This is a genomic window from Streptomyces sp. NPDC051286, assembly GCF_044455345.1.
Lineage (GTDB): Bacteria > Actinomycetota > Actinomycetes > Streptomycetales > Streptomycetaceae > Streptomyces.
In genome coordinates this window covers 35,649-58,593 of record NZ_JBITER010000037.1, presented here as the reverse complement: position 1 = coordinate 58,593, position 22,945 = coordinate 35,649, and the positions used below count along the sequence as shown (strand labels likewise).

The window sequence follows — 22,945 nt, the reverse complement described above, 5'->3', positions numbered from 1 at the left end:
GCGTCAACGTTCTGTGGGCCCTGATCCGTGACCGGCGGTGCTATCAAGTCGCACCTCCAGTGACTACGGCTGCTTGACAACAGCATTAGGAAGCGGGGCTGATGGTGACCTTGACGTGCTTCATGATCGGCTGGTCGCTCTGGGTGCTGTAGTCGCCGAGCGCGCACAGCACGTTCATCTCGGGCATGTAGCCGGCCGCGCAGCCGCGGGGGATGTTGTAGGGGATGGCGAGGTAGCCCTTGAGGGACCGCTGACTGCCGTCCTTCGCGGTGCTTGTGATATTGACCGGGCCGAGGTCGGAGATACCGCGTTCGCGCATGTCGGCCCGGTTCATGAAGACGAGCGTGCGCAGGTTCTTGATGCCGCGGTAGCGATCGTTGTCGGAGTAGATGGTGGTGTTCCACTGGTCGTGGGACCGCATGGTGGCGAGCGCCAGGGTGCCGGGAGCCGGAACGACGTCGGGCAGTTCGGCGGTGGAGAACTCGGCGCGTCCGGACGGGGTGAGGAAGACCAGTTCGCGGGCGGGCTGCTTGATGCGGAAGCCGAGGGGCAGGCGCACGCGGCGGTTGAAGTCCTCGAAGCCGTCGAGGACCTTGGCCATGGTGTCGCGGATGCGGTCGTAGTCCTCGATGTACCAATCCCAGGGAGTGGCGCTGTCGGGCAGGGCGGCCCGGGCCATGCCGGCGACGATGGCCGGCTCGGACAGCAGGTTCGAGGAGGCGGGCCGCTTCATTCCGATCGAGAGGTGGACCATGCTCATCGAGTCCTCGACGGATGTGCTCTGGATGCCCTTGCGCTGATGGTCCTTCTCGGTACGGCCGAGGCACGGCAGGATGAGGGCGCGGCGGCCGTGGACGACGTGGCTGCGGTTCAGCTTGGTGCTCACCTGGACGGTGAGGTCGCAGTTGCGCAGCGCCGCGTAGGTGTGCGGGGTGTCCGGCGCCGCGAGGGCGAAGTTGCCGCCCATGCCGACGAACACCTTCACATCGCCGCTGTGCATCGCCTTGATCGTGTGGACGGTGTCCAGGCCGTGCTCACGGGGCGGCTCGATATCGCAGACCTCGGCGAGGCGGTCCAGGAACTCCTCGGTGGGGCGGTGGTCGATGCCGCAGGTGCGGTTGCCCTGGACGTTGCTGTGCCCTCGTACGGGGGAGGGGCCCGCTCCTTCGCGTCCCAGATTGCCGCGGAGCAGGAGCAGGTTGACGATCTCCCGGACGGTGTCGACGCCGTGCTCGTGCTGGCTGATGCCCAGGCACCAGCTGACGATGCTGCGGTCGGCTTCGCCGTACACGCGCGCCGCTTTGAGGACATCGGCGCGGCTCAGCCCGGACTGCTTCTCGATCTCCTCCCATGGCGTGGCCTCGCACAGCGCACGGTATTCCTCGAAGCCGGCGGTGTGACGGTCGATGAACTCCCGGTCCAGAGCCCTGGGGTCGGAATCGGACTGCTCCAGGATCGCCTTGGACATGCCGCGCAGCAGAGCCATGTCGCCGCCGATGCGCGGCTGCAGGTTCAGGGTGCTGGTCCGTGTCGCCTTGGAGAGGGCCATGTCCGTGAAGTCGTGCGGGATGATGGTGCGTGTGGCCGCCGCCTCGACGAGCGGATTGATGTGCACGATCTGGGCGCCGCGGTGATAGGCCTCGGCGAGGGCGGTGAGCATCCGGGGTGCGTTGGAGGCGGCGTTGACTCCCAGGATGAACAGCGCGTCGGCCGACTCCCAGTCCTTCAGGTCGACGGTCCCCTTGCCGGTGCCCAGGGACGCCTGGAGGGCGCGGCCGCTGGCCTCGTGGCACATGTTGGAGCAGTCCGGCAGGTTGTTCGTGCCCAGTTCACGGGCCATCAACTGGTAGAGGAACGTGGCCTCGTTGCTGAGCCGGCCGGAGGTGTAGTACGACGCCTGATTGGGGTTGTCGAGGCCGCGCAGGGCACGGCCGGCCACCTCGAACGCGTCTTTCCAGCTGATCGGGACGTAGTGGTCCGTCTCCGGGTCGTAGACCATCGGTTCGGTCAACCGCCCCTGGTTCTCCAGGTCGTAGTCGCTCCACCCGGCCAGCTCCGTCACCGAGTGCGCGGCGAAGAACTCGCGCCCGACCCGCTTGCGGGTCATCTCCCAGGTGACGTGCTTGATCCCGTTCTCGCAGATGTCCAGGTGCAGACCCTTGGTGTCGTCCGGCCATGCGCAGCCCGGACAGTCGAACCCGGTGTTCTCGTGGTTCATCCGCATGATCGCCCGCGGCCCGTCCACCAGCGCACCCTCGCGCACCAGGAAACGGGTCACGCTCTTGGCCGCCCCCCAGCCTGCGGCCGGGTGGTGGTAGGGGCGGAACTCCGGATCCTCCTCGGGGGTGGGCCCCACGCGGTGCTCCAGGGGTTCCTGTTCGTCAGTGTTGGCGCTCAAGACTCTCAACCCTTCCACCATGCGGGCACGAGGGGATAAATGGCACTTTTGGGCAGGCTATGCCCGCTGGTATCCGCTCGCCATTCGACTTTCGGGGGAGCAGGGCGGTGCCGGCTACTCCGTGGGGGTGTGCCGCCGCGCTGTACCCCGGTTCACGCGCGGCTACTCTGACACTGTTCCCCTTTATTGCCTTTGCGGCTTATTGTCCGCCGGGAGCCCCATGGCTGTGTCCCAGCCCGTCGTCACACCGCCCTCCAGGGCAGCGGTCCTCCTGGTGGCCACCATGGCCCTCGGTGGTGAGGCCGCCGTGCCGAGGGTCTCCAGGACCTGGCGGGTCCGACCCGTTCCGTTCGACCCGGACGTCCCGGGGCACGTCGCCGTTGACACCGGACACCTCTCCGGCATCACACCGCCCGCTCCCGGAGTCACGGCGCGGCTGCGCGACGCGAAACCGATCGTCACACTGCGGGTGACGTTTCCCCGTCGACAGGGCCGCCGCACCAGGCACGACGCGAGCGGAATCGATCTGTACGTCCATGAGACGCTGATGTTCCTGACCTACACGGACGAGACCGTCGTCGTACTGGAAGCCTGAGACCCTTGACCGAGCTGCCGAGGCATCACTCTCGAGGCCCCAAGAACCAGTGGCTGATGCTTTCCGCCGTTCCCCGACTCGCGGGCGCGGCGGTAGTCGGAGTGCTCGTCGGCGCGGTCGTCGGCGTCCTGACCCACCTACCCCTGGGAATCCTCGCCGGGATTGCCACGGCGGAAACGTTTTTCGTCGTGACAGGGTGGATCGCCTTGTGGCCCATGGACGCCGCCACCACCCATCGCAACGTCCGGCGCGAGCAGTTCCGGCCTGTCGTCGAGGAACTCGCCGTCGTCGCGGCCGCCGTGTGCGGGCTGGTCAGCATCGTGGCGCTGCTCCTGGTCGGCCACTCGGGCCTGAGCCACGCCGCGGCCGCGACGGCGCTCTGCGGCGTGTTCATGGCCTGGGCGGCACTCCACCTGATGTACGCCGCCCGCTACGCGTACATCTATTACCTGCCACCCGAGGGCGGGATCGACTTCAACACCGACGAGCTGCCGCGGTACAGCGACTTCCTCTACTTCAGCTACAACCTCGGCATGACCTATCAGGTCTCCGACACCGACGTCTCCAGTTCCACGATCCGCGCGGTCGCCCTCCGGCACTGCCTGCTCTCCTATGTCTTCGGCGCGAGCATCCTGGCCACCACCATCAACCTCGTCGCCGGAATCGTCACGGGCTGACACGAGGGCGGTCTGGTGTCCCGACTTGCCGGATCGCCACTGCGTCGTTCTGAAGGCCGAGTGGCGTCGAGGTTGATGTCGTGGACTTCTCCGCGGGCGTCGCGGCAGACTCCTCGGCATGGTGCACCTGCGCGTTCTCACGAAAAGCGATTGGCCGTTGTGGCGGGAGGTTCGCCTTGCTGCGCTGGGCGAGGCACCGCAGGCGTTCAAGGCTCGGCTTGCGGACTGGCACAGCGGTGGGGAGGAGCAGTGGCGTGCGCGCTTGGAAATGCCCGACGCCTACAACATCGTTGCGCTGCTGGGTAGTCGAACGGTCGCGGTGGCCAGCGGCGTTCCCGGGGAGAGCGGCGCATGCGAGCTGAGGTCGGTGTGGGTCAGTCCCCAGGCGCGGGGTCTCGGCGTCGGAGACCGGTTGATAGCGGCAGTCGAAAGGTGGGCCCTGCAGTCGGGTGCTACGACTCTGAAACTCGCGGTGATCCCGGGCAACGAGCCGGCCATCGCGCTGTACCAGCGCAACGGCTTCGTCGTCGCGGAAGAGCTCGGAGACCGGTTGGCCGATGGTGTGACCAGGGAGCGGGTGATGGTGAAGGCGCTTCGCTGACGAGACGACACACGAGCTCGGCGGATCATTCCGCCTGCTTGCGCGGCCGTAGGACACCTGGCGTCTTCAGATGTCTGGGGTGGTGAGGTAGAGGCCGCAGGCGCAGTCCAGGGCTTCCTCGGGAGTGCCGGCGAAGCTGCCGGTGGGCAGGATGGTGTCTTCGTACCTGTCGGTGCTGGCGAGGTAGAGGGCGAAGCCCCAGGTGCTGGCGGATCCGCCTGAGCGCAGGCGCATGAGCTTGATGCGCTCGCCGTCGGTCAGTTCGCAGTCGATGTAGGCGAACTGGCCACGGTAGCGGACGTCCAGGCCGGCGAGCTGTGGCCAGGCGGTACGGGCTCGCGCGGTCAGCTTCTGGGTTCGACCGTGACCAGCTGCGGCCGATCGCGGGCGACAGCGACCAGGCCCAGGCCGTCAAGGTCGTCGCACGCGCCCACCAGACCCTGATCTGGGAACGCACCCGAACCTTCCAGCGGCTCCGCAACATCCTGCGGGAGTACTTCCCCGCCGCCCTGACCGCCTACGCGGGCCTGGAGCTGACCAGCACGGACGCGCTGGAACTGCTGGTCAAGGCCCCCACCCCGGCCGCCGCTGCGAGGCTGACCCGCACCCAGATCACCGCGGTCCTCGCCCGGGCCCGCCGGCGCAACCGCGACCAGAAGGCCGGCGCGATCCAGGCCGCGCTGCGCGAGAAGCACCTGGAGCTGCCGTTCAGTCGGTGACGACGGCGACGGGGCACGGCGCATGGTGGAGCATCGCGTGGGGGACCGGGCCGAGCCGCCCGAACGGGCGGCGGCAGCCGACCACGAGCAGATCCGCGCCGACGGCGGCGTCCAGCAGGGCGGAGGCCTTGCCGCCCGGCACGCACGAGCGGTTCACGGGCACCCCCGCGCCGTCGTGTTCCAGTTGGTCGGCGACCGCGGTCAGCAGTGCCTCGGCCCGCTCCCGGGCGGGGCTCGGGTCCAGCAGCGCGGACAGACCGGAGAAGTCCACATCCTGCTGCCAGGCGTGGACCACGTCGAGTTCGGCCTTGCGGCAGGCGGCCTCGGCCAGCGCGAAGTCCGCGGCACGGCCGGGAAGGTGACGGCTGCCGACGCCGAGGACGACCCGGCCGGTCTCCGTACGTGCCGGGCCGCGGACCACGACGACCGGGAAGTCGGCGCGGGCGGCCACCCGCAGGCTGACCGAGCCCAGCAGCAGGCCCTCGAATCCGCCGTGGCCGCGCGAGCCCAGGACCAGCATGGCGGAGCCGCGTCCCGCGCGCAGCAGGGACGGAACGGTCTCGTCCGCCAGCAGTTCGGTAATGACCGGCACACCGGGGCGGCGCAGCGAAACGCGCGTGGCCTCGGCCGCCAGCATGCCGTGCGCCGCCTCGCGCAGCCGCCCGACAAGGTCGTCGTCCGGTCCGGGACCGCAGCGCTCCCAGAGCGAGGCGCACACCAGGCGCAGTGGCACGCCCCGGCGGTCTGCCTCCTCCACCGCCCAGTCCGCGGCCCGCGCCGCACCGGCCGATCCATCGACCGCCACCACCACGTGTGTCACGTTCGTACGTCCTTCTGGTTGTCGCCTTCCGCGTCCGCGGAGGCCTTGGAGCGAGTACACCGGTCGGCCCGGAGGAACGGACAGGGCCGAACGGGCCCGTGCGGGCGGGCGGTGGTCCCGCCCCGCCCGCCGCAGTCGGCCCCGCAGGGGCTGTGGATCGAGACGGGCAGTCGGCTGAGCGAATCCGTTCTGCTGGGCCTGGCCGTGCTTGCCGCGCGCGGCCGGGTGCAGCGATGACCCCGTCCCCACCGGGCAGGACCTCGCACCGACGCTGCTGTGCGCCCGCCCCGGCCGACCGGGGCGTGGAGGTGCGGGTCCGCTGCCTTCTGGTCCCAGGCCTGACCCACGAGACCGCAGGCACCGAAGACGTCGTCTCCTTCGCGGCGACCCCGGGACACGCCAGCCGCGCCGGCATCCTCTCGTTCCACGGGCTGGACGCCGCCAAGTGGACAGCACCGGCCAAGGAGTTACCGCTCTGCGAGACCCCCCTCGCCCACCGCGGAGCAGTTGGACGCGCATGCCGGGTCCTCGCGGCCCACGGCCTGCGAGCCGTCCGAGCCGTCGCGTTCGGACCGTCGCGACCACCTCCGGCTGGGGGTGCTCGCGACGGTCTCGGTCGGCTGTGCCGCGATGCCGCTACGCGGCGGGTGTGATCAGTCCGTAGTGGCCGTCGTACCGGTGGTACAGGACGTGTCCGCGCCCGCTGGCACTGTCGAGGAAGAAGACGAACGGCAGCCCGGTGAGGGCCAGTCGCTCGGTCGCCTCCCGCACACTGATCTCGGGCGCCGGGACCTCGCTCACCGTCAGATGCGGTGCTGCCGGGGGCTCGGCAGTGGCTTTGTCGGCTGTCGCCATGCGGTGGTAGCCGGTGCGCGGGTCGCGATAGACGACGCTGTCGCGGCCGGAGTCGGCGTCGGCGAAGAGATAGAAGTCGTAGTCCATCGACTCCAGGTCGAAAACGGCCTCCTCGGGGGTCTGCCGGGGCAGGCCGAATGACTTGTGCCGCACGATCTGGCGTTCCTCGGCCGGCAGCTGGCGGTGCTGCGGACGGTGCTCGTGCCCGTCGTCGTGCCACCGGTCGCCGGGCAGGCGCACCGTGTCACCGTGGTGGTCCCCCCGGTTGTGGCGGCGTGTCCTGGCCAGCCGGGCGACCAGCCGGTCACGGAGCAGATCGACGGCTTCGAACATGGTGCCCGCGGCCACATGGGCCCGCACCGGGCACCCGTTGACGTCCACCACGGCCTGCGCGGCGGCGGGACGGCCCGACGCCGCGTTGGCGGCCTGAGTGAGCTTCACTCGGGCCGCAAGGACCGGCTCGCTCAGGTGGTCAAGGGCGGCCAGCGTCTTCTCACGCGCGTAGCCGGCCGCTCCGCGTGGCACCTGACCGCGGGCCTCCACTTGGATGTCGACGGCGGGCCTGGTCTTGAGACGAGTCATCAGAGATCCTCCTTGATCGCTCCCAGGATTGCCGTCGCGGCGGCCGGCGGGCGAGGGCCGGGTGGCCCGCGTGCCTGGCTCGTGGTCCCCACCTCGTCAGCCGTATGCCGGGACCGTCGGGCCGGAGCCGAGGACCTTCGCCCCATGACCGTCACCACCCCGTACGCGTCCGGGCGATTCACACGCGCGAAAACGGCAGCCGGGGCGGATGGCCGCGCGAACCGGACCGGGGAACGCCCGCTGCCACGCTCCGGCCGGGGCACGACAGGGCCCAATGGCCCTGCCGCAGTGGTCGCAACGGGCCACGCACGGTGGTGCCGACAGGGCCGCGGACGGGGACCTTCGCGACCCTGCCCGGGCCATGGCCGCGTGGCAGGGTCTGAGGTGATCTCCCCGGCGAGGTGCGGAACGCATCCGCCGTACCAGCAGGTCCATGCCGGACTGCGGAGATCCACCACTTCCAGTTCTTCGTCTTACTTCCCCTGGGGGAGATTCATGTCGTTCCACGTCGACTCCGAGACCGGCCGCCTCAAGCAGGTCATCCTGCACCGCCCCGACCTCGAGCTGAAGCGCCTGACACCCACGAACAAGGACGAGCTGCTCTTCGACGATGTGCTCTGGGTCAAGCGGGCGCGGGAAGAGCACGATGCGTTCGCCGACGTCCTGCGGGACCGGGGCGTGCGCGTCCATCTCTTCTCCGACCTCCTCACCGAGACCTTGGAGAACCCCGCCGCCCGGACGCTCATTCACGACCGGGTCTTCGACGAGCGGGAGTACGGCCCGCTGGCCACCGACCGCATGCGTGCCTTCTTCGACTCCCTGGGGCCGGCCGAACTCGCGGCCTGTCTCGTGGGCGGTGTCACCCGGCGCGAGCTCATGGACCGCCTGGGCCCGGTTGCGAGCGTACGGCTGCACGCCATGGATCCGGACGGCTTCGTGCTCGCGCCCCTGCCCAACCATCTGTTCACCCGCGACACCTCGTGCTGGATCTATGACGGGGTGAGCGTGAACCCCATGAAGAAGCGGGCGCGGCGCCGCGAGACCGTCCACTTCGAGGCCGTCTATCAGCACCACCCGCTCTTCGAGAAGCAGGAGTTCCACCGCTGGGCCGACGGGCAGACCGGCTACCCCTCCACCATCGAGGGCGGTGACGTGCTGGTCATCGGCAACGGCGCGGTCCTGGTGGGGATGGGGGAGCGGACCACGCCTCAGGCCGTCGAGGCGCTCGCGCTGCGCATGTTCGCCGCCGGGTCCGCCCGCCGGGTCGTGGCGATCGATCTGCCCAAATCCCGCAGCTTCATGCACCTCGACACGGTGATGACCATGGTGAGCGGTGACACCTTCACCAAGTACGCCGGTCTGGGCATGCTGCCCTCCTGCACCATCGAGCCCGGTCAGGACGGGCACAGCTTGAAGATCACCGATCATGCACCGGAGTACATGCACCAGGCGATCGCCGACGCCCTGGGCCTGGATGCCATCAGTGTGCTCACGCCGACTCAGGATGTGCGCTCCGCGGAGCGGGAGCAGTGGGATGACGGCTGCAACGTCCTGGCTGTCGAGCCGGGAGTCGTCCTTGCCTACGAGCGCAACGTCACCACCAACACCTATCTGCGCCGCAACGGCATCGAGGTCATCACCGTCCGGGGCAGCGAGCTGGGCCGGGGCCGCGGCGGTCCGCGCTGCATGAGCTGCCCCGTCGAACGCGACGCCGCCTGACCGGCACCGCCCCGGCACACCGCCCACCCCCGCACGTCCGTCTTCCGCTCGAAGGAGAGCACCCGCCATGACCATCGACCTGCGCCACCGCTCACTGCTGAAGGAACTCGACTTCACTCCCGATGAGTTCCGCCACCTCCTGGAACTGTCCGTCCGGCTCAAGTCGGCCCACTACGAGGGCACCGAACAGCAGCGCCTGCGGGGCAGGAACATAGCCCTCGTCTTCGAGAAGACCTCCACCCGTACCCGCTGTGCCTTCGAGGTGGCCGCGCTCCAGCAGGGAGCCCACGTCACGCCTCTGGATCCGACGGGCTCCCAGATCGGCCACAAGGAGTCCATCAAGGACACCGCACGGGTCCTGGGCCGCTTCTACGACGGCATCGAGTACCGGGGCAGCAGCCAGAGCGCCGTGGAGGAGCTGGCCGAGTACGCGGGTGTCCCGGTGTGGAATGGCCTGACCGACGACTGGCATCCCACCCAGTCCCTCGCCGACGCGCTGACCATGCGGGAGCACACCGACAAGCCCCTGCACGAGATCTCCTTCGCCTATCTCGGCGACGCCCGCAGCAACGTGGGCAACTCCTTGCTCGTCATGGGCGCGATGCTCGGCATGGACGTCCGCATGGTAGGCCCCGAGAGCCTGCACAACACCCCCGGCGTGGTGGCGGAGGCCAAGCGGATCGCACGGTCCACCGGGGCCCGGATCACCCTCACCGAGAACGCCGACGAGGGCGTGGCGGGCGTCGACTTCGTCTACACCGACGTGTGGCTCTCCATGGGGGAGCCGAAGGAACTCTGGGACGAGCGGATCGCCCTGCTCAAGCCGTATCAGGTGACCATGGACGTGCTGAAGGCGACGGGCAACCCCCAGGTGAGGTTCATGCACTGCCTGCCGGCCTTCCACGACAGCGGCACCACCGTGGGCGCGGAGATCCTGGAGCGCACCGGGATGAACGCCCTGGAGGTCACCGACGAGGTCTTCGAGTCCCCCCACTCCGTCGTCTTCGACCAGGCGGAGAACCGGATGCACACGATCAAGGCCGTCCTCGTCGCCACCCTCGGCAACTGACGCGCGATAACCGCCACCCCACCCGTACAGGAGAAGTCATGCGCGTCGTCGTCGCGCTCGGCGGTAATGCCCTGCTCCGCAGGGGAGACCGGCCGGACGCCGCCGTCCAGCTCACCAACGTCCAGGCGGCCGTGGCCGCCCTGGCCCCGCTCGCCCGACAGCACGAGTTGGTGATCACCCACGGGAACGGCCCCCAGGTCGGCCTGCTCGCCCTGGAGAACGCCGCCGACACATCCCTCACCCGCCCCTACCCGTTCGATGTCCTCGGCGCGGAAACCCAGGGGATGATCGGCTACTGGCTGCTGCAGTCCCTGCAGAACGCCCTGCCCGGCAGGCAGGTGTGCGCCCTGCTCAACCAGACCCTCGTCTCCGCCGCCGACCCCGCCTTCCACGACCCCACCAAATTCGTGGGCCCGGTCTACACACGCGAGGAAGCCGAACGCCTCGCCGCTGAAAGCCACTGGACGGTCAAACAGGACGGCCCGCACTGGCGCCGGGTCGTCCCGTCCCCCGATCCGCAGCGTGTCGTCGAGACCCGGCTGATCCGACTGCTGCTCACCTCCGGTGCCGTGGCCGTCTGCGCCGGAGGCGGCGGGGTCCCCGTGGTCCGCGACGAGCACGGACGGCTTACCGGTGTCGAGGCGGTGGTGGACAAGGACCTCACCGCCGCCCTGCTCGCCGAAGCCCTCGACGCGGATGCGCTGCTGCTGCTTACCGACGTACCCCAGGTCATGCGCGGATACGGCACCCCGCAGGCGCAACCCATCGGCCGTACGACCCCCGCCCGCCTGCGGGCCGAGCACCTTCCGGCCGGTTCCATGGGGCCGAAGGCGGAAGCGGCCTGTCGGTTCGTGGAACTCACCGGCGGCCTCGCCGCCATCGGCGCCCTCGGAGACGCCCAGGCCATCCTCGACGGCATCGCCGGCACGGTCGTCACTCCCAGCGGCCATCACCCCCAGGGCCAGGCCCTCACCGGCCCGCGCCACGACGACACCCTCGAGATCTGACATGACCACACACGCCGCCCCGGCCGCACCGGAGCCCGACACCCTGTCCGCAGCCGCGCCAACCAGGAAGAAGGGCCCGCACTTCCCCTCGGCGTATACCGTCCTGGCGATCGTCACCCTGGTGGTCTGGGCTCTGACCTTCGTCGTCCCCGCCGGACACTACGACACCAAGGACGGTCGCCCGGTCCCTGGCAGCTACCACACCGTGGAGCTGACCACCGGCTTCTGGGGCCGTCTCAAGGACCTCTTCCTCGCCCCCGTCAACGGACTCTACGGAGTCACCGACCCGCACACCGGGCTCACCGCCCCCGGCGGCAGCGGCGACTTCTTCGGCGCAGCGGGCGTGTTCCTCTTCGTGCTTGCCGTCGGCGCCTTCATCACCGTCACCGTGCGCACCGGAGCGCTGACCACGGGAGTGGCCCGCCTCGCCGAACGGCTGAGGCGCCACAGGACAGTCCTGCTCGTCGTCCTGCTCACCCTGTTCTCGCTGGGCGGCACCACCTACGGCATGGCGGAGGAAACACTCGGCTTCTACGCCCTGATGATCCCCCTGGCGCTCAAGCTCGGCTACGACCGGATGACCGGCGCGGCCGTGATCGTCGTCGGGGCCGGAATCGGCACCCTCGCCTCCACCGTCAACCCGTTCGCCACCGGAGTCGCCTCCGACAGCGCGGGCATCGGCACAGGCGACGGCATCGTGCTGCGGCTGCTGATGTGGGCCGTGCTGACCGCTCTTGCCGCGGCCTATGTGGTGCGCTACGCCAACCGCGTCCACCAGGACCCGTCCCGCTCCCTGGTCACGCCGAAGCCGGAGGACGAGGAACTGCGGACCCAGGGCGCCACCGCCGAACCCTTGACCGTGCGTCAGCGCATCGTGCTGGCGGTCTTCGCCGCAACCTTCCTCTTCATGATCTTTGCAGTGATCCCCTGGGCCGACCTGGGCGTCACCTTCCTGCCGACCCTGGGCTGGTACTTCCCCGAACTGGCGGCCCTGTTCATCGTCGCAGCCGTCGCCGTGGGCCTGTTCGCCGGGCTCGGTGAGAAGGGCACCACCGAGGCCGTCGTGGCGGGCGCCGGCGACTTTATCGGAGCAGCGATGATCATCATGCTGGCTCGCGGAGTCACCGTCATCATGAACAACGCCAGCATCACCGACACCATCCTCAACAGCCTGCACAGCGTCGTCTCCGGCACCTCGTCGGGACTGTTCGCCGTGCTGATGTTCCTGGTCAACCTCCCCCTCGCGTTCCTCGTGCCCTCCTCCTCCGGACACGCGGCCCTGGCCATGCCCGTCCTCGCCCCGCTCGCCGACTTCGCCGGCGTCAGCCGCGCCGTGGTGGTCACCGCCTACCAGTCGGCCTCCGGTTGGATCAACCTCATCACCCCGACCTCCGCCGTCGTCATGGGCGGACTGGCCCTTGCCAAGGTCCGCTATGACCGCTACCTGCGCTTCATGGCCCCGCTGATGGGCATCCTCCTGGTCGCTGTCGCGGGCTTCTTGGCCCTGGGAGCGGCGATCGGCTGAGCACCGGGCCGACAAGGGCCGTCTCAGCGGCGTCCTGGATCACCCCGGCGATTCCGTACACCGGCATGACCGCGAAGATGTGCACGCCGGCGAGAGGCTCGGCCTCTCGCCGGCCGCGCGGCTACCAGCGGTCGCGAACGAACTCGACGAACGTGGTCCACGCACTGCCGTCGATCACGACCACGGGGCCGTGCGGGGCGGTCTTGCTGTCGCGGACGGGGACGACGGCGACGAAGCCGTCGGCCACTTCGAGGCACTCGCCGCCGTCGTCGTTGCTGTGGCTGGACTTGCGCCAGCGAGCCGTGGTCAGGTCGAGCTTCGTGGTGAGCATCTGGCGTGGTCCTCCATCGTCGATCGGATCATCGCCTCGGACTCCCGGCGCGGTAGGGCAAGCGACCTGAGCCGGGTCGGTCGGTGCTCCCCGGCATGACCACGCGCCCACAGTGTCGGTGGCCTCATCTGGCCCGGTTGTTGTCCCGCTCGGATTCGAGCCAGCCCAGCCGTGCCGCCTGGAAGCCCAGTTGCATGCGATTGTGCACCTTCGCGACGTCCATCAGATGCCGGATCCGGCGCTGCACCGTCCGCAGGGAGGCGCGCAGTTGGGTGGCGATCGCCTGGTCGGTGAGGCCGGTCAGCGATAGGCTGAGGATTTGTGCATCCAGATCATCGATGGCGGGCGCGTTCTGCAGGGCACCTGCGGAGGTGACGAACTGCGTTGCCTTCTCCCATTCGGACTCGAACAGTGCAATCAGCGCGTCGAGCAGGCTGCTCTCGTGCACGAGCAGGGCTCCCGCCTTTGCGGCACTGGCCGAACCGAGGAGTGGAACAACGGCCAACTCGCGGTCCACGATGAAGAGTTTCAGCGGCACCATGTCGGCGACCCGGACCTCCTCTCCTGAGGCCCGCGCCTGGGCGATCTCGTCGAACGACGGGGCTCCCCCGTCGAGCATCGCGCGTTCGAGTATCACGCGGTAACGGACGCCGCGCGCGATGACCGTGTCGTCGGTCATGTTGCCGGGCGAAAAGATCGGCGCCTTGACGAAGTTCATGATCTCTTTCCGTGCGCCGAGTTGTATGTGTCCGACGCGCTCGCGGACGGCCTCGGTGCCGTGGATCACGTCGACGACCTCCGCGACGCCGCGCCCGAGGGTGGCCGCGCGGTAGATTTCGTCGAGGGAGTCGATTTCGAGTTCCGCCAGATTGAGCTCGTTCTGTCGCTGGACCAGGAGCGCCCGCAGCGCCGCCGCCGGTGGGGAGGCGACGAACCGGGTGGTGTGGCCGAGGCTGCGCGCGGCGAGTCCCCGGCCTTCGAGCATGCAGAGGATGCGTACGACCTGGCCGGCCTCGCAGCCGACGGACTCGGCGAGTTCGGCGGGAGTGGCGGAGGCTACGGAGATCAGGTTGTGGTAGATGTCCGCCTCTTCGGAGGTCAGTCCCAGCACGTCTGACAGCATGATGTTCCTCCGCCTGTCTGTCGGTACTTCGGCCTGGTGCGTTGCGAACGCGAGAGACGGCCGGGGCGAAACTTACGTCTCGCCCCGGCCGTGACCCCTCAGGGTCGGTTCACCGTTTCAGCGGTTCACCTCAGCGCAGTCGGTACGCCTTGGGAATGGTCTGCTTGACGGTGTTGCCCGCGCTGTCGGTCGCGGTGATCCGCAGTGCTGCGACTCCTCCGGGAGCCTGGTTACGCTTCGGGTCCTTGATGCGCGCGGTGAAGGTGTTCTTCCCGTCGGCCTGGGTGCTCACCGGCTGCCAGGTCTTGCCGCCGTCGAAGCTGGCCTCCGCCCGCAACTCGGTCACGGTCGGCGGCGTGCTGAGCCGATCCTGGTAGTAGCCGGTGACGGTGATGGGGTGGACCCCGCCGGCCTTGGCGGTGTTGTCCAGGTCCAGGCCCAGGTCGTATCGCAGGAAGATGAGCGGCTCCGGACGGCACTGGCCGGGATCCTTGACAACGACATCCGCGATGCACGGCTGTGACGTCGGCGTGTCGGGCTTGGTCGGCCGGTCGGACGTGTACTCCCACGCGGTCTTGACCCCGTTGGTCTCCGCCTGGAACGTGTAGCGGGCTGATTCCGCAGGCAGGTCGTAGGAGATGACGTCGGCCTTGCATCCCACCAGCGCGAGCATCGCCACGGCTGCCGACGCCGCCAGGTTCACCATCCGGCGCCGCCTCGATGGCTCGGCCGCGTTCATCGGAGCAGTCTCCTTTCCCATTTCGGTCATCACCGCCCGCTCCTCGACATCAGGTCCGACGCGTTGCCGGGCTCGCCGAGCTGGAAGACGAACTCGACCGGGTTGAGCTTTTGCTGGAGCTCGTGGCCGGCGTCGTCGAAGAGGCCTACCTTGCAGGCGGGGGGCTCACAGGACTGGACCCCGTAGATCAAATGGGCGATACCCGTGTCGTTGAGCATGCCCATCATGGCCTGGCGACCGCCCCCGCTGCTGGTCTGGTACAGGGTGGGCCAGAAGCGGTCGCCCTCCCGGCAGCCGGCGCACGGCAGGCCGGTGTCGGCGGTGAAGCCCGACTTGGTGCGGACCTGGGGCACCGCGCCGGGAAGCGACGGACCCGCGTTCCAGGCGATGGTGTTCTTCGCGCCGAGCGCCAGGTCCTGAGTTTCGACCGGGCCCGATGGACTTGCCACGGACGGCGCGAGATAGTCCCTGATGGACATCTCGAAGCGGTCGATCGCGTTGTCGTTCCGCGGCCCGACCAACGTGGTGAACTGCCGCTGACTGTCCGGCTTGGGCAGCATGCTTTCCTCTGTCACCGGGCCGGACTTCGTCATCCGGTTCCAGCTGAAGTGGGGAATCGCGCCAGGCTGGTCGGCGTGGAAGCGGTGATCGACGCGGTCGAGATCCCGGGACTGGACCTGGTACGGCAGGTTGCCGGGAACCCGACCGGCGGAGTCGAAGGCCAGAGCGTAGGCCCTGGACACTTCGCGGCTGCCGCCGAGCTCGATCTGGACGCCGGACTTCGCTCCGCCCTCGATCCGCCGGATCAGCGTGGCGGCCTGGGCCGGGGGTACGGTCACGATCGGCAGCGCTGCGTAGGGGTCGACCGGCGGGCAGCTGTCGGGACCGTTGTCGCACTTGTATTGCCGCCACGACTCGTACTTCAGCAGGGCGACCCGATCGGTTTCGCCGGTCACCAGCACCCCGACCGCGCCCGCGGCGGCAGCCGCCGCCACTCGCTTACGCAGTGCGGTGAAGTCGCCGCAGGTCTTCCCGCAGATGTCGGTCGGCTTCAGCAGCACCAGCGCACCCTTGGCATCGACCTTGGCGAGGTCCTCGGCCGAGCCGGTGCCCGCGTAGACGACGGGCTTCTTCCCGTTGGCGGGCAGCCGGGGAATCGTCGACCGCACGAGGGTGGTTACGGGCTTCCCGTCCTTCGTCCACCTCTGGTTTCCACCGTTTATGGTGGTGTCCGGTGTCGCGTAGCGGGCGTCGAGGTCGAAGGAATCGCCGTTCCCCGTGACCTTCATCGTCACTGACGGCGGTACCAGGACATGCCGGCTGAAGAAGTCGAGCGTGCCGAGGCTGACCTCACCGGCGGTCGGCAGTGCCCACCAGTTCGGCTCACCGGGACCGTATTCGGCGGCCAACGACGCCGTGATCCCCCAGTCTCCGTTCACGGAGATCCGCTGGGTCTTGAAGAGTGCCGTGTATGTCTCGGTCCGCTCCGGGGTGTTCACACTGATGGGCTTGACCTTCCGAAGGTCCAGCTCCACCGTGGTCGCCCCGGTGACCTCCACCTCCGGCACCATCGGTGCGGCCTTGTGCAGCTCGCCGGCTGCGTCCCGCCACGTCACCCCGATGGCCGCCGTGACAGTGCCGGCGAAAACCCGTGCCTTGATCGTCTCGCCGCCCGGTGCCGTCAGCGGCTTTTCGTACAGGTTCAGCTTGTCCTCGTCGACCGGGACGATCAGCGCGCTGCCGTACGAGACATCGGTGGCGCCGACTGGAGGAGTGACCTTGATGGTCAGGTCGTGGCGGATCGGTTCCACATAGCTCGAGATCCGCGACGATCCGAGCACTGCCCCCGCGCTGTCCTTGGCGGTCAGGACGCCGGTGTATGCGCCGTACTGCCCGGAACTGTCCACCACCCTGCCGTCCACGGTCACCGTCACATCGGCCGAGCCCTTGGCGGGCACGGTGACCTGGTCGGCGCTGAGGGTGAAGAGCCCCGCCGGTGCGGGCTTGCCCGAGGAGGAAGCCGAGGCGGAGAGCGCAAGAGTGATCGGCTCGTCGGTCCAGTTGCTGTAGGTGACCGTCCTGGACACCGGCGAGTGCGGGTATTCGGCTCGGCCGAAGTTCAGGTTTCCGTCGGGGGTGATCTTCGGATCGATCGCGCGGGCCACGTCCACCCGGCCGGCGCCCTGCGCGTACAGGTCGTGCCCGAGGTCCTTGGAGGTCGCCATCAGCAGCGCCTTGATCTGCCGCCCGGTGAAGTCCGGGTGCTGCTGGGCGATGATCGCTGCCGCGCCGGTCATATGGGGCGTGGCCATGGAAGTGCCGCTGACGGACGTGTAGAAGTCGCCCACGGGCTTGCCCATTTTGGAGCCCTTGGCGCGGGCCGCGACGATGGCGACGCCCGGCGCCGCGATGTCCGGCTTGGCCGCGCCGTCCCCGACGCGAGGTCCGCGGCTGGAGAAGGGGGCCATCTGGTCGTTCTTGTCCACGGCCGCGACGGTCAGCGCATCGTCGGCGGCACCTGGCGCCCCGACCGTCCCGGAGTTCGGGCCGTTGTTGCCCGCGGCGATGACGAACAGGGTGCCGTAGGTGCGGCTGAGCCTGTTGACCGTTGAGCTCAGCAGGTCCGTTCCGTCGGTGGCCTGGCCGCCGATGCTCATGTTCACCACGTCGGCACCGGACTTGGCGGCCCACTCCATGCCGGCGATGACCGCGTCGCCGGGGCACGAGCCGTCGTCGCCGCACACCTTGCCGATGGCGAGCTTCGCACCGGGCGCCACTCCGCGGCGCAGCCCATCGGAGGCCTTGCCGGTACCGGCGATCGTGGACGCCACATGGGTACCGTGTCCGTGTCCGTCCACCGGACCGCTCGGGCTGTTGGTGAAGTCGACCGCCTCGGCGATCTGGCCGACGAGATCAGGGTGGGTGGCATCGATGCCACTGTCCAGCACCGCGACCTTCACGTTCGAACCGTCGTAGCCGCGTTCCCAGGCGGCGGGCGCGCCGATCTGCGGTACGGACTGTTCGAGCTGCAGCTTCGTCAGCTCGTTCAGCCACACCTTCCCCACCCCGGCCAGCGGGCCGGTCGCCAGGGAGGCGGCGGCGGACTTGCCGGTGTTCTTCTTCCGCACCTCTCGCCACCACTGGCCGTTGCCCTTGATGCTCATCGAGCGGGCGTTGATGCTCGGCAGGACGGTCTTGGCGGTCGTACCGGTGGGGGGCGTCGCCGTCCGGGCACTGGTCTTGCCGGTGTACGTGGCGATCACCGGGACCTCGCCGGTCCTGCCCTCGGCCGCCCAGCCGGCCAGCTTGGCGAGGTTGAAGAGCTCCCAGTCCAGCAGGTCGGCACCCAGCAGCGGCAATGCGTCGTCCGGTACGACGTAGACCTGACCCTTCCTGGTGACGGTGTGAAAGAGAACCGACTCGTTCCCGGGCCGCGTCGCGGGCTCGATCTCACGGACGACCGGCTGCTGGCCCTTGGTGACGCCGATTTGCACCTTGTCGCCGGTCACCAGCGTCAGCGGCAGGTTCGCCCGATTTCCGGCGGTAGCCTTGAGAAGGCTGTCGCTGACCGAAGCCGGCAGGTTGAGGGAAGTAAAGGAAGACGGAGCCGGAGTTGGGTTGGAGGCATTCGCCGCGGTGCTCGACATGACCGTCCCGAGGACGGTGATGCCGGCGGCCGCGGTGGCCAGCCGTCGCCCGAAACGCCTCATCGCGAGGCCTCCTGAGGTGCCGTTCTTTCGGGTTCGCCCTGAATATGGCGCGGTGGATGCATGAGCGTCTCCTGCTCGTCGCGAGAAAGAAGTACTTGCTGCATTCGGCAGATACTTTCGGGCTCTGCACGGACCGAGGCAACCGACTGGCAGTGGCGGATTTCCTCCATGTCACAAACCCGCCACGGCAATCGGGCGGAAAACCGGCGAAGGAACGCCAGAGTGTTCGCGGGCAGGGAAAACTGCTGGCGCTGCGCTCGGGAATGTGGAGCTGCGTCGATGGTGCGGTGTATCAAGCGTGCTGGTGCGGACGTCAGAACTCTCGGACAGGTCCAGTCTTTTCGAGGATGCTGTTAATTTCGGCAATACGGTGGACCGGTAAGGTATTTGATTGCCAATACAACGGGTTATGCCCCTGGCGCAAGGGCGTTCCTTGTGCCAGGGGCGCGTTCAGGAAAGGGTTGCTGTGCGGGTCAGCGAATGGCGTAGGCCTTGATCAGGGTCTGCTCGATCTTGCTGCCGTTGGTGTCCTGTGCCTTGACGCGCAGGGACACGTAGCCCGAATCCGGGTTGCTCACGGACACTTTGTAGCTGCCGTTGCTCTTGCTCTTGACCGTCGCGGGCTGCCAGGTGGCGCCGTCGTCGGCGGACGCCTCCACCTCGACCCCGTCGATGTCCGGGGTGGTGCCGTTCTGGAGGAGGAACGCCAGGTCGAAGTGGTAGGTCTGGCTGCCCTGGGTGGTGTTCTCCGCGTCCAGGTCGAGGCCATACTTCGGGTAGAGCAGTGCCAGGTCCTCCTTGCCGTTCGCGGGCCGGGCGGACTTGAAGGTCCATGCGGTGCTGGCCTTGGTGGACAGCGGGAACCAGTCCGGGTGCTCGGTGTCCATGGTGATCCGGTAGGTCGCCGGGTCAGGGCTGACCGGCAGCGTCGTGAGCGAGAACCAGCCCTGCTCCGTGAGGAGTTTGCCGTCCTGGTACAGCCGCACCTTCGTCACGGTGCCGTTAAAGCCCTGGAAGTAGGCGTAGTGTCCGGGCTGGCTGTCGCTCATCTCCATCATGTTGAGGGTGACCTTGTCGCCGTCGCGGAACGCGAGGGTGTTCTCCGGTCCGGCCGGGCCGTTCACAGCGCCCAGCCAGGTCTCCTCGCGCTGCTCGCCCGGACGGTAGTTGCGGAGTAGGTCACTCATGGCGGTGACGATGTCCTTGCGGTCCGGGTGGACCTTGTGCCACCACCGCATGTCCTTCATCGTCGGCCACTTGCTGCCGGTGGAGTACCACTCCTCCCGGACGGTCGGCGCGTCGTAGAAGTCCACGACATTGGTGACCATGGTCTCTCCCGGGCGGATCGCCGTGTCGGTGTCGCCGATCAGAGTGCCCTTGGTGCCGCGGTAGTGGGACTGCACCACGGCCGAGTTCTCCGTGGTGACCGCGTCGGTGGGGTCGGCCGGAATTTCACCGGGAACCATCAGCGCGATGTTGTACACATACGGGTGGTTCCCGATGCCCTGCAGGTTGATCTGCGTGGGACCGTCGGCCATCCGGCCGAAGAGCACCGCGCCCTCGTCCTGGGTGAGGCTCCAGGCCGGGATGGCAGTGCCGGTGACGCGCAGCACGCTGGTGGCGTAGACGCCGGGCCGGTCGTTGACGATGATCACTGCCTTCGCACCGGCGCCGGCCACTGCGGCGATCTGGTCGGCGACCTTCAAGGTGTCATCGCGGGTGACGATCGCGAGCTTGCCATCGAGGTCCTTGCCGGCCAGGTCCTCCGGCCGTCCCGTGCCGGCGTTGACCGCCTGGAGCGTGCTGGAGCCGTACAACCGGGCCGCAAAGACCACCGGCTCAAGCGGGAGCGCGCCCTCCTGCCCGGCATAGGACGCCCGGATCACCGGCGAGTACCTGCGGTCCTGGAAGTTGAACTCGAACATGCCAACCGTCACCGGCGCGGTGGGCACCACATAGGCGTGCTTCGAGAACCGGCTCGACACGCCCTTCATGTAGTCGATCCCGCGCTTGCCGGGCAGCTGCTGGCGGTACCCGAGATCGTAGATGCTCGACTGCGCCTCCTTGGGGGTCGTGACCTTGACCTCCTTGCCCAGCCGGGCGTCCATCGTGATCGTCCGATTGGCCTTCAGGTCCACCACGGGCTCGCCGGCGAGGGTGTGGCTCAAGGCCTGGCCCGTGGCCTTGTCCAGCATGTATACGTCACCCATGACGGAGTAGCGACCCTGCGGCAGCGCGACCGTCTTCGTTCCGTCCTGGGGGTAGAACTGGCGGACGACGCCGTTGTCCAGGTCGAACACCGTGAGTTCGCCGACGGCCGGGTTTCCGTTCCGGTCGATCGTGTTGAGGGTGAGGTCGACGGTGGGCACGTCCTTCGTGGCGCCGACGGTGGTGCGGATCGCGGTGCCGTCGGCCGCGGTGGCGGTGATGATCCCCGTGTAGTCGCCCACGGCGCCGAGCTCGGGGTGGTAGGTCACCGTCACGCTCGCGGTGGAGTTCGCCGGGACCGTCACGCTGTTGGCGCTGAGCGTGAACATGCCGTCCGGGGGTGCCGTCTCCCCGACGCTGAACAGGCTGAGCGACAGCGTGGTGTCCGTCGCGGAGGTGTTGACGTAGTTGACCGTCTTGGTGACCGGCGCGCTCTCGGCCGACTTCTTGCCCATGCTGATGACGGCAGGGCTGGAGTACACCTCGGCACCGATGGCCTTGGGCACGTCGACGCGGCCGTTTCCGCCCTGGTAGGCGGTGTATGAGCCCTGCTTGGCGGTGCTGACCAGCACCTGCTTGAGCCGGTCGGCGGTCCAGTCGGGGTGGCGCTGGGCGAGGATCGCCGCGGCGCCGGACACATGCGGGGTGGCCATCGAGGTGCCGCTGGCCGAGGTGTAGTTGGCGTCGACGGGGGTGCCCATCGTGGTGCCGGCGGCGCGCGCGGCGACGATGCCCACGCCCGGTGCGGTGATCTCCGGCTTGACCGCGAAGGTTTCCTTGAGCGGGCCGCGGCTGGAGAAGTTCGCGAGCTGGTCCTGCTTGTTCACTGCGCCGACGGTCAGTGCGTCTTCTGCGGCGCCCGGCGAGCCCACGGTGCCCTTGCCCGGGCCGGTGTTGCCGGCCGCGATGACGAACAGCGACCCGGAGGAGGCGGTGAGCTGGTTGACGGCCTGGCTGATCGGGTCGGTGCCGTCGCTGCCGGCCGCCGAGCCCAGGCTCATGCTGATGACGTCCGCGCCCTGGGCCGCTGCCCACTCCATGCCGGCGATGACCATCGACTCGGAGCCCGAACCGGCCGTGTTGAGGACCTTGCCGATGTACAGGTCGGCGCCCGGCGCCACACCCTTGAGCCTGCCGCCCGACGCGGCACCCGAGCCGGCGATGGTCGAGGCGACATGCGTGCCGTGGCCGTGGTGGTCGACGGCGTCGGGGTCGTCGGTGAAGTTCTGCGCCTTCTTCACCCGCCCTGCCACATCGGGGTGGTTGGGGTCGATTCCGGTGTCGAGGATGGCCACCTTGGTGCCGGTGCCGTCGTAGCCGGCCGCCCACGCCTCCGGGGCGCCGATCTGCGGCACACTCTGGTCCAGAGCGACGCGCACCGGCTTGTCGAGCCACAGCTTCTTGATGCCGTCGGCAAGCTTCGGTGCCTTCGTCGCGGCGGTGCTGTCGTCGTCGACCGCCTCCCAGAACGTCGCCGCCTTCTTCTTGCCGGCGTGCAGCGCCACCGCGTTGGCGCTGGGCAGTTCGTCCTTCTTCACCGAGCCGGCCGGCGCGGCCTTCTCGAGCGCCTTGCCGGCCTTGCCCGGCGCGCCCCCGTAGGTCGCGATCAGCGGTACGGCGGGGCGGTGTGCGTCGTCGTAGCCGTACTCGACCAGCTTGGTGACGTTGAACAGCTCACGGTCGAGCTCGTTCGCGGCGAGGTAGGGCTGTGCCTTCTCCGGGATGACATAGACCTCGTCACCCACCTTCATGGTGGTGAACGCCGCCGCGGTGCCGTCGGCCGCGGGCTCGACCGTCGCCGCCTGCAAACCGTTGGCGTGACGCTGCAGCGTCACCACTTCGCCGGTGACGAGGGTGAGCTTGTGCGTGGCGACAACAGGGCTGTTCTGCTGCGACTGGGCGGCCTGGGGTGCCGGCGTCTCGGCGGCGGTGGCAACGGGGAGGGCGGTGAGTGTTCCGGCCACACAGGCCGCGGTGAGCAACCCCAGGACCGTCCGCACTGGACGGAATGTCAGCCGGTAGGCTGCGGAAGTGGTCGGGTGGTCCGGGATTCCGGTCGGCCCAGCCGGCCGTGACGGTCTCATCAAGGTGATGACCTTCTCTGAGAGGGAATGAAGGCGCGCGGAACCACGCAGTCGCGCAGATTCGGCGCCGCGTCTCCTGCTGTCGTGAGAAAGAAGCTCTTGCTGTATTCGGCAGATACTTTCGGGCTTCGCACGGACCGAGGCAACTGATTGGCATGGCGGATTTCTTCCATGTCGCAAACC

General features: G+C 68.7%; 17 protein-coding genes. 8 read left to right on the top strand and 9 right to left on the bottom strand.

Annotation, left to right across the window (positions count from 1 at the left end; translation table 11 throughout):
* Window positions 1-85: 85 nt before the first annotated feature.
* Complete coding sequence (locus tag ACIBB8_RS28675; protein ID WP_398956926.1) at window positions 86-2,419, bottom strand: FdhF/YdeP family oxidoreductase; 2,334 nt, start codon at window positions 2,417-2,419, stop codon at window positions 86-88.
* A gap of 199 nt (window positions 2,420-2,618) precedes the next feature.
* Between ACIBB8_RS28675 and ACIBB8_RS28670 the strand changes: the two genes are divergently transcribed.
* From ACIBB8_RS28670 to ACIBB8_RS28660, 3 genes are all read left to right on the top strand, one after another.
* Complete coding sequence (locus tag ACIBB8_RS28670) at window positions 2,619-2,993, top strand: hypothetical protein (protein ID WP_398956924.1); 375 nt, start codon at window positions 2,619-2,621, stop codon at window positions 2,991-2,993.
* 56 nt (window positions 2,994-3,049) lie between these two features.
* Complete coding sequence (locus tag ACIBB8_RS28665; protein WP_398956922.1) at window positions 3,050-3,670, top strand: DUF1345 domain-containing protein; 621 nt, start codon at window positions 3,050-3,052, stop codon at window positions 3,668-3,670.
* Window positions 3,671-3,788: 118 nt separating this feature from the next.
* The gene (locus ACIBB8_RS28660; RefSeq protein ID WP_398956920.1) at window positions 3,789-4,271 is read left to right on the top strand and encodes a GNAT family N-acetyltransferase; all 483 of its coding nucleotides are present in this window, start codon (window positions 3,789-3,791) and stop codon (window positions 4,269-4,271) included.
* A gap of 66 nt (window positions 4,272-4,337) precedes the next feature.
* Here ACIBB8_RS28660 and ACIBB8_RS28655 read toward each other — a convergent pair whose 3' ends face one another.
* Complete coding sequence (locus ACIBB8_RS28655; protein WP_398956919.1) at window positions 4,338-4,505, bottom strand: hypothetical protein; 168 nt, start codon at window positions 4,503-4,505, stop codon at window positions 4,338-4,340.
* Between the two features lie 83 nt (window positions 4,506-4,588).
* On the opposite strand from ACIBB8_RS28655, the gene ACIBB8_RS28650 reads away from it, so the two are divergent.
* Window positions 4,589-4,990, top strand: a complete 402-nt coding sequence (locus tag ACIBB8_RS28650) for a transposase (protein ID WP_398956917.1) — start codon at window positions 4,589-4,591, stop codon at window positions 4,988-4,990.
* Here the strand turns inward: ACIBB8_RS28650 and ACIBB8_RS28645 are convergent.
* Window positions 4,980-5,810 carry a universal stress protein gene (locus ACIBB8_RS28645; protein WP_398956915.1) on the bottom strand — a complete coding sequence of 277 codons (831 nt, stop codon included), beginning with the start codon at window positions 5,808-5,810 and terminating at the stop codon, window positions 4,980-4,982. The genes ACIBB8_RS28650 and ACIBB8_RS28645 overlap by 11 nt on opposite strands.
* A gap of 636 nt (window positions 5,811-6,446) precedes the next feature.
* Complete coding sequence (locus ACIBB8_RS28640) at window positions 6,447-7,247, bottom strand: HPF/RaiA family ribosome-associated protein (RefSeq protein ID WP_398956913.1); 801 nt, start codon at window positions 7,245-7,247, stop codon at window positions 6,447-6,449.
* A 495-nt stretch (window positions 7,248-7,742) separates the two neighbouring features.
* Here ACIBB8_RS28640 and ACIBB8_RS28635 point away from each other — a divergent pair, with 495 nt between their 5' ends.
* The 4 genes from ACIBB8_RS28635 to ACIBB8_RS28620 all read left to right on the top strand — a co-directional run bounded on the left by ACIBB8_RS28635 (window position 7,743) and on the right by ACIBB8_RS28620 (window position 12,567).
* The gene (locus ACIBB8_RS28635) at window positions 7,743-8,966 is read left to right on the top strand and encodes an arginine deiminase (protein WP_398956911.1); all 1,224 of its coding nucleotides are present in this window, start codon (window positions 7,743-7,745) and stop codon (window positions 8,964-8,966) included.
* A gap of 67 nt (window positions 8,967-9,033) precedes the next feature.
* Complete coding sequence (gene argF, locus ACIBB8_RS28630; protein ID WP_398956909.1) at window positions 9,034-10,035, top strand: ornithine carbamoyltransferase; 1,002 nt, start codon at window positions 9,034-9,036, stop codon at window positions 10,033-10,035.
* Between the two features lie 38 nt (window positions 10,036-10,073).
* On the top strand, window positions 10,074-11,042 hold the full coding sequence (locus ACIBB8_RS28625; RefSeq protein WP_398956907.1) for a carbamate kinase: 969 nt from the start codon (window positions 10,074-10,076) through the stop codon (window positions 11,040-11,042).
* Window position 11,043: 1 nt separating this feature from the next.
* Complete coding sequence (locus tag ACIBB8_RS28620; RefSeq protein ID WP_398956905.1) at window positions 11,044-12,567, top strand: YfcC family protein; 1,524 nt, start codon at window positions 11,044-11,046, stop codon at window positions 12,565-12,567.
* Window positions 12,568-12,688: 121 nt separating this feature from the next.
* Here the strand turns inward: ACIBB8_RS28620 and ACIBB8_RS28615 are convergent, their stop codons facing one another.
* The 5 genes from ACIBB8_RS28615 to ACIBB8_RS28595 form a co-directional block, all read right to left on the bottom strand.
* Window positions 12,689-12,898: a DUF397 domain-containing protein gene (locus ACIBB8_RS28615; protein ID WP_398956903.1), complete on the bottom strand. Its 210-nt coding sequence runs from the start codon at window positions 12,896-12,898 to the stop codon at window positions 12,689-12,691.
* Between the two features lie 124 nt (window positions 12,899-13,022).
* The gene (locus ACIBB8_RS28610) at window positions 13,023-14,021 is read right to left on the bottom strand and encodes a helix-turn-helix domain-containing protein (protein ID WP_398956901.1); all 999 of its coding nucleotides are present in this window, start codon (window positions 14,019-14,021) and stop codon (window positions 13,023-13,025) included.
* Between the two features lie 130 nt (window positions 14,022-14,151).
* Entirely contained in the window at window positions 14,152-14,790 is a 639-nt protein-coding gene (locus ACIBB8_RS28605; RefSeq protein ID WP_398956899.1) for a hypothetical protein, read from the bottom strand.
* Window positions 14,790-18,470, bottom strand: coding sequence for a S8 family peptidase (locus tag ACIBB8_RS28600; protein WP_398956897.1), 3,681 nt, complete (start codon window positions 18,468-18,470; stop codon window positions 14,790-14,792). The genes ACIBB8_RS28605 and ACIBB8_RS28600 overlap by 1 nt, the downstream gene beginning before the upstream one ends.
* A gap of 473 nt (window positions 18,471-18,943) precedes the next feature.
* Complete coding sequence (locus ACIBB8_RS28595; RefSeq protein ID WP_398956895.1) at window positions 18,944-22,678, bottom strand: S8 family serine peptidase; 3,735 nt, start codon at window positions 22,676-22,678, stop codon at window positions 18,944-18,946.
* Window positions 22,679-22,945 lie beyond the last annotated feature (267 nt).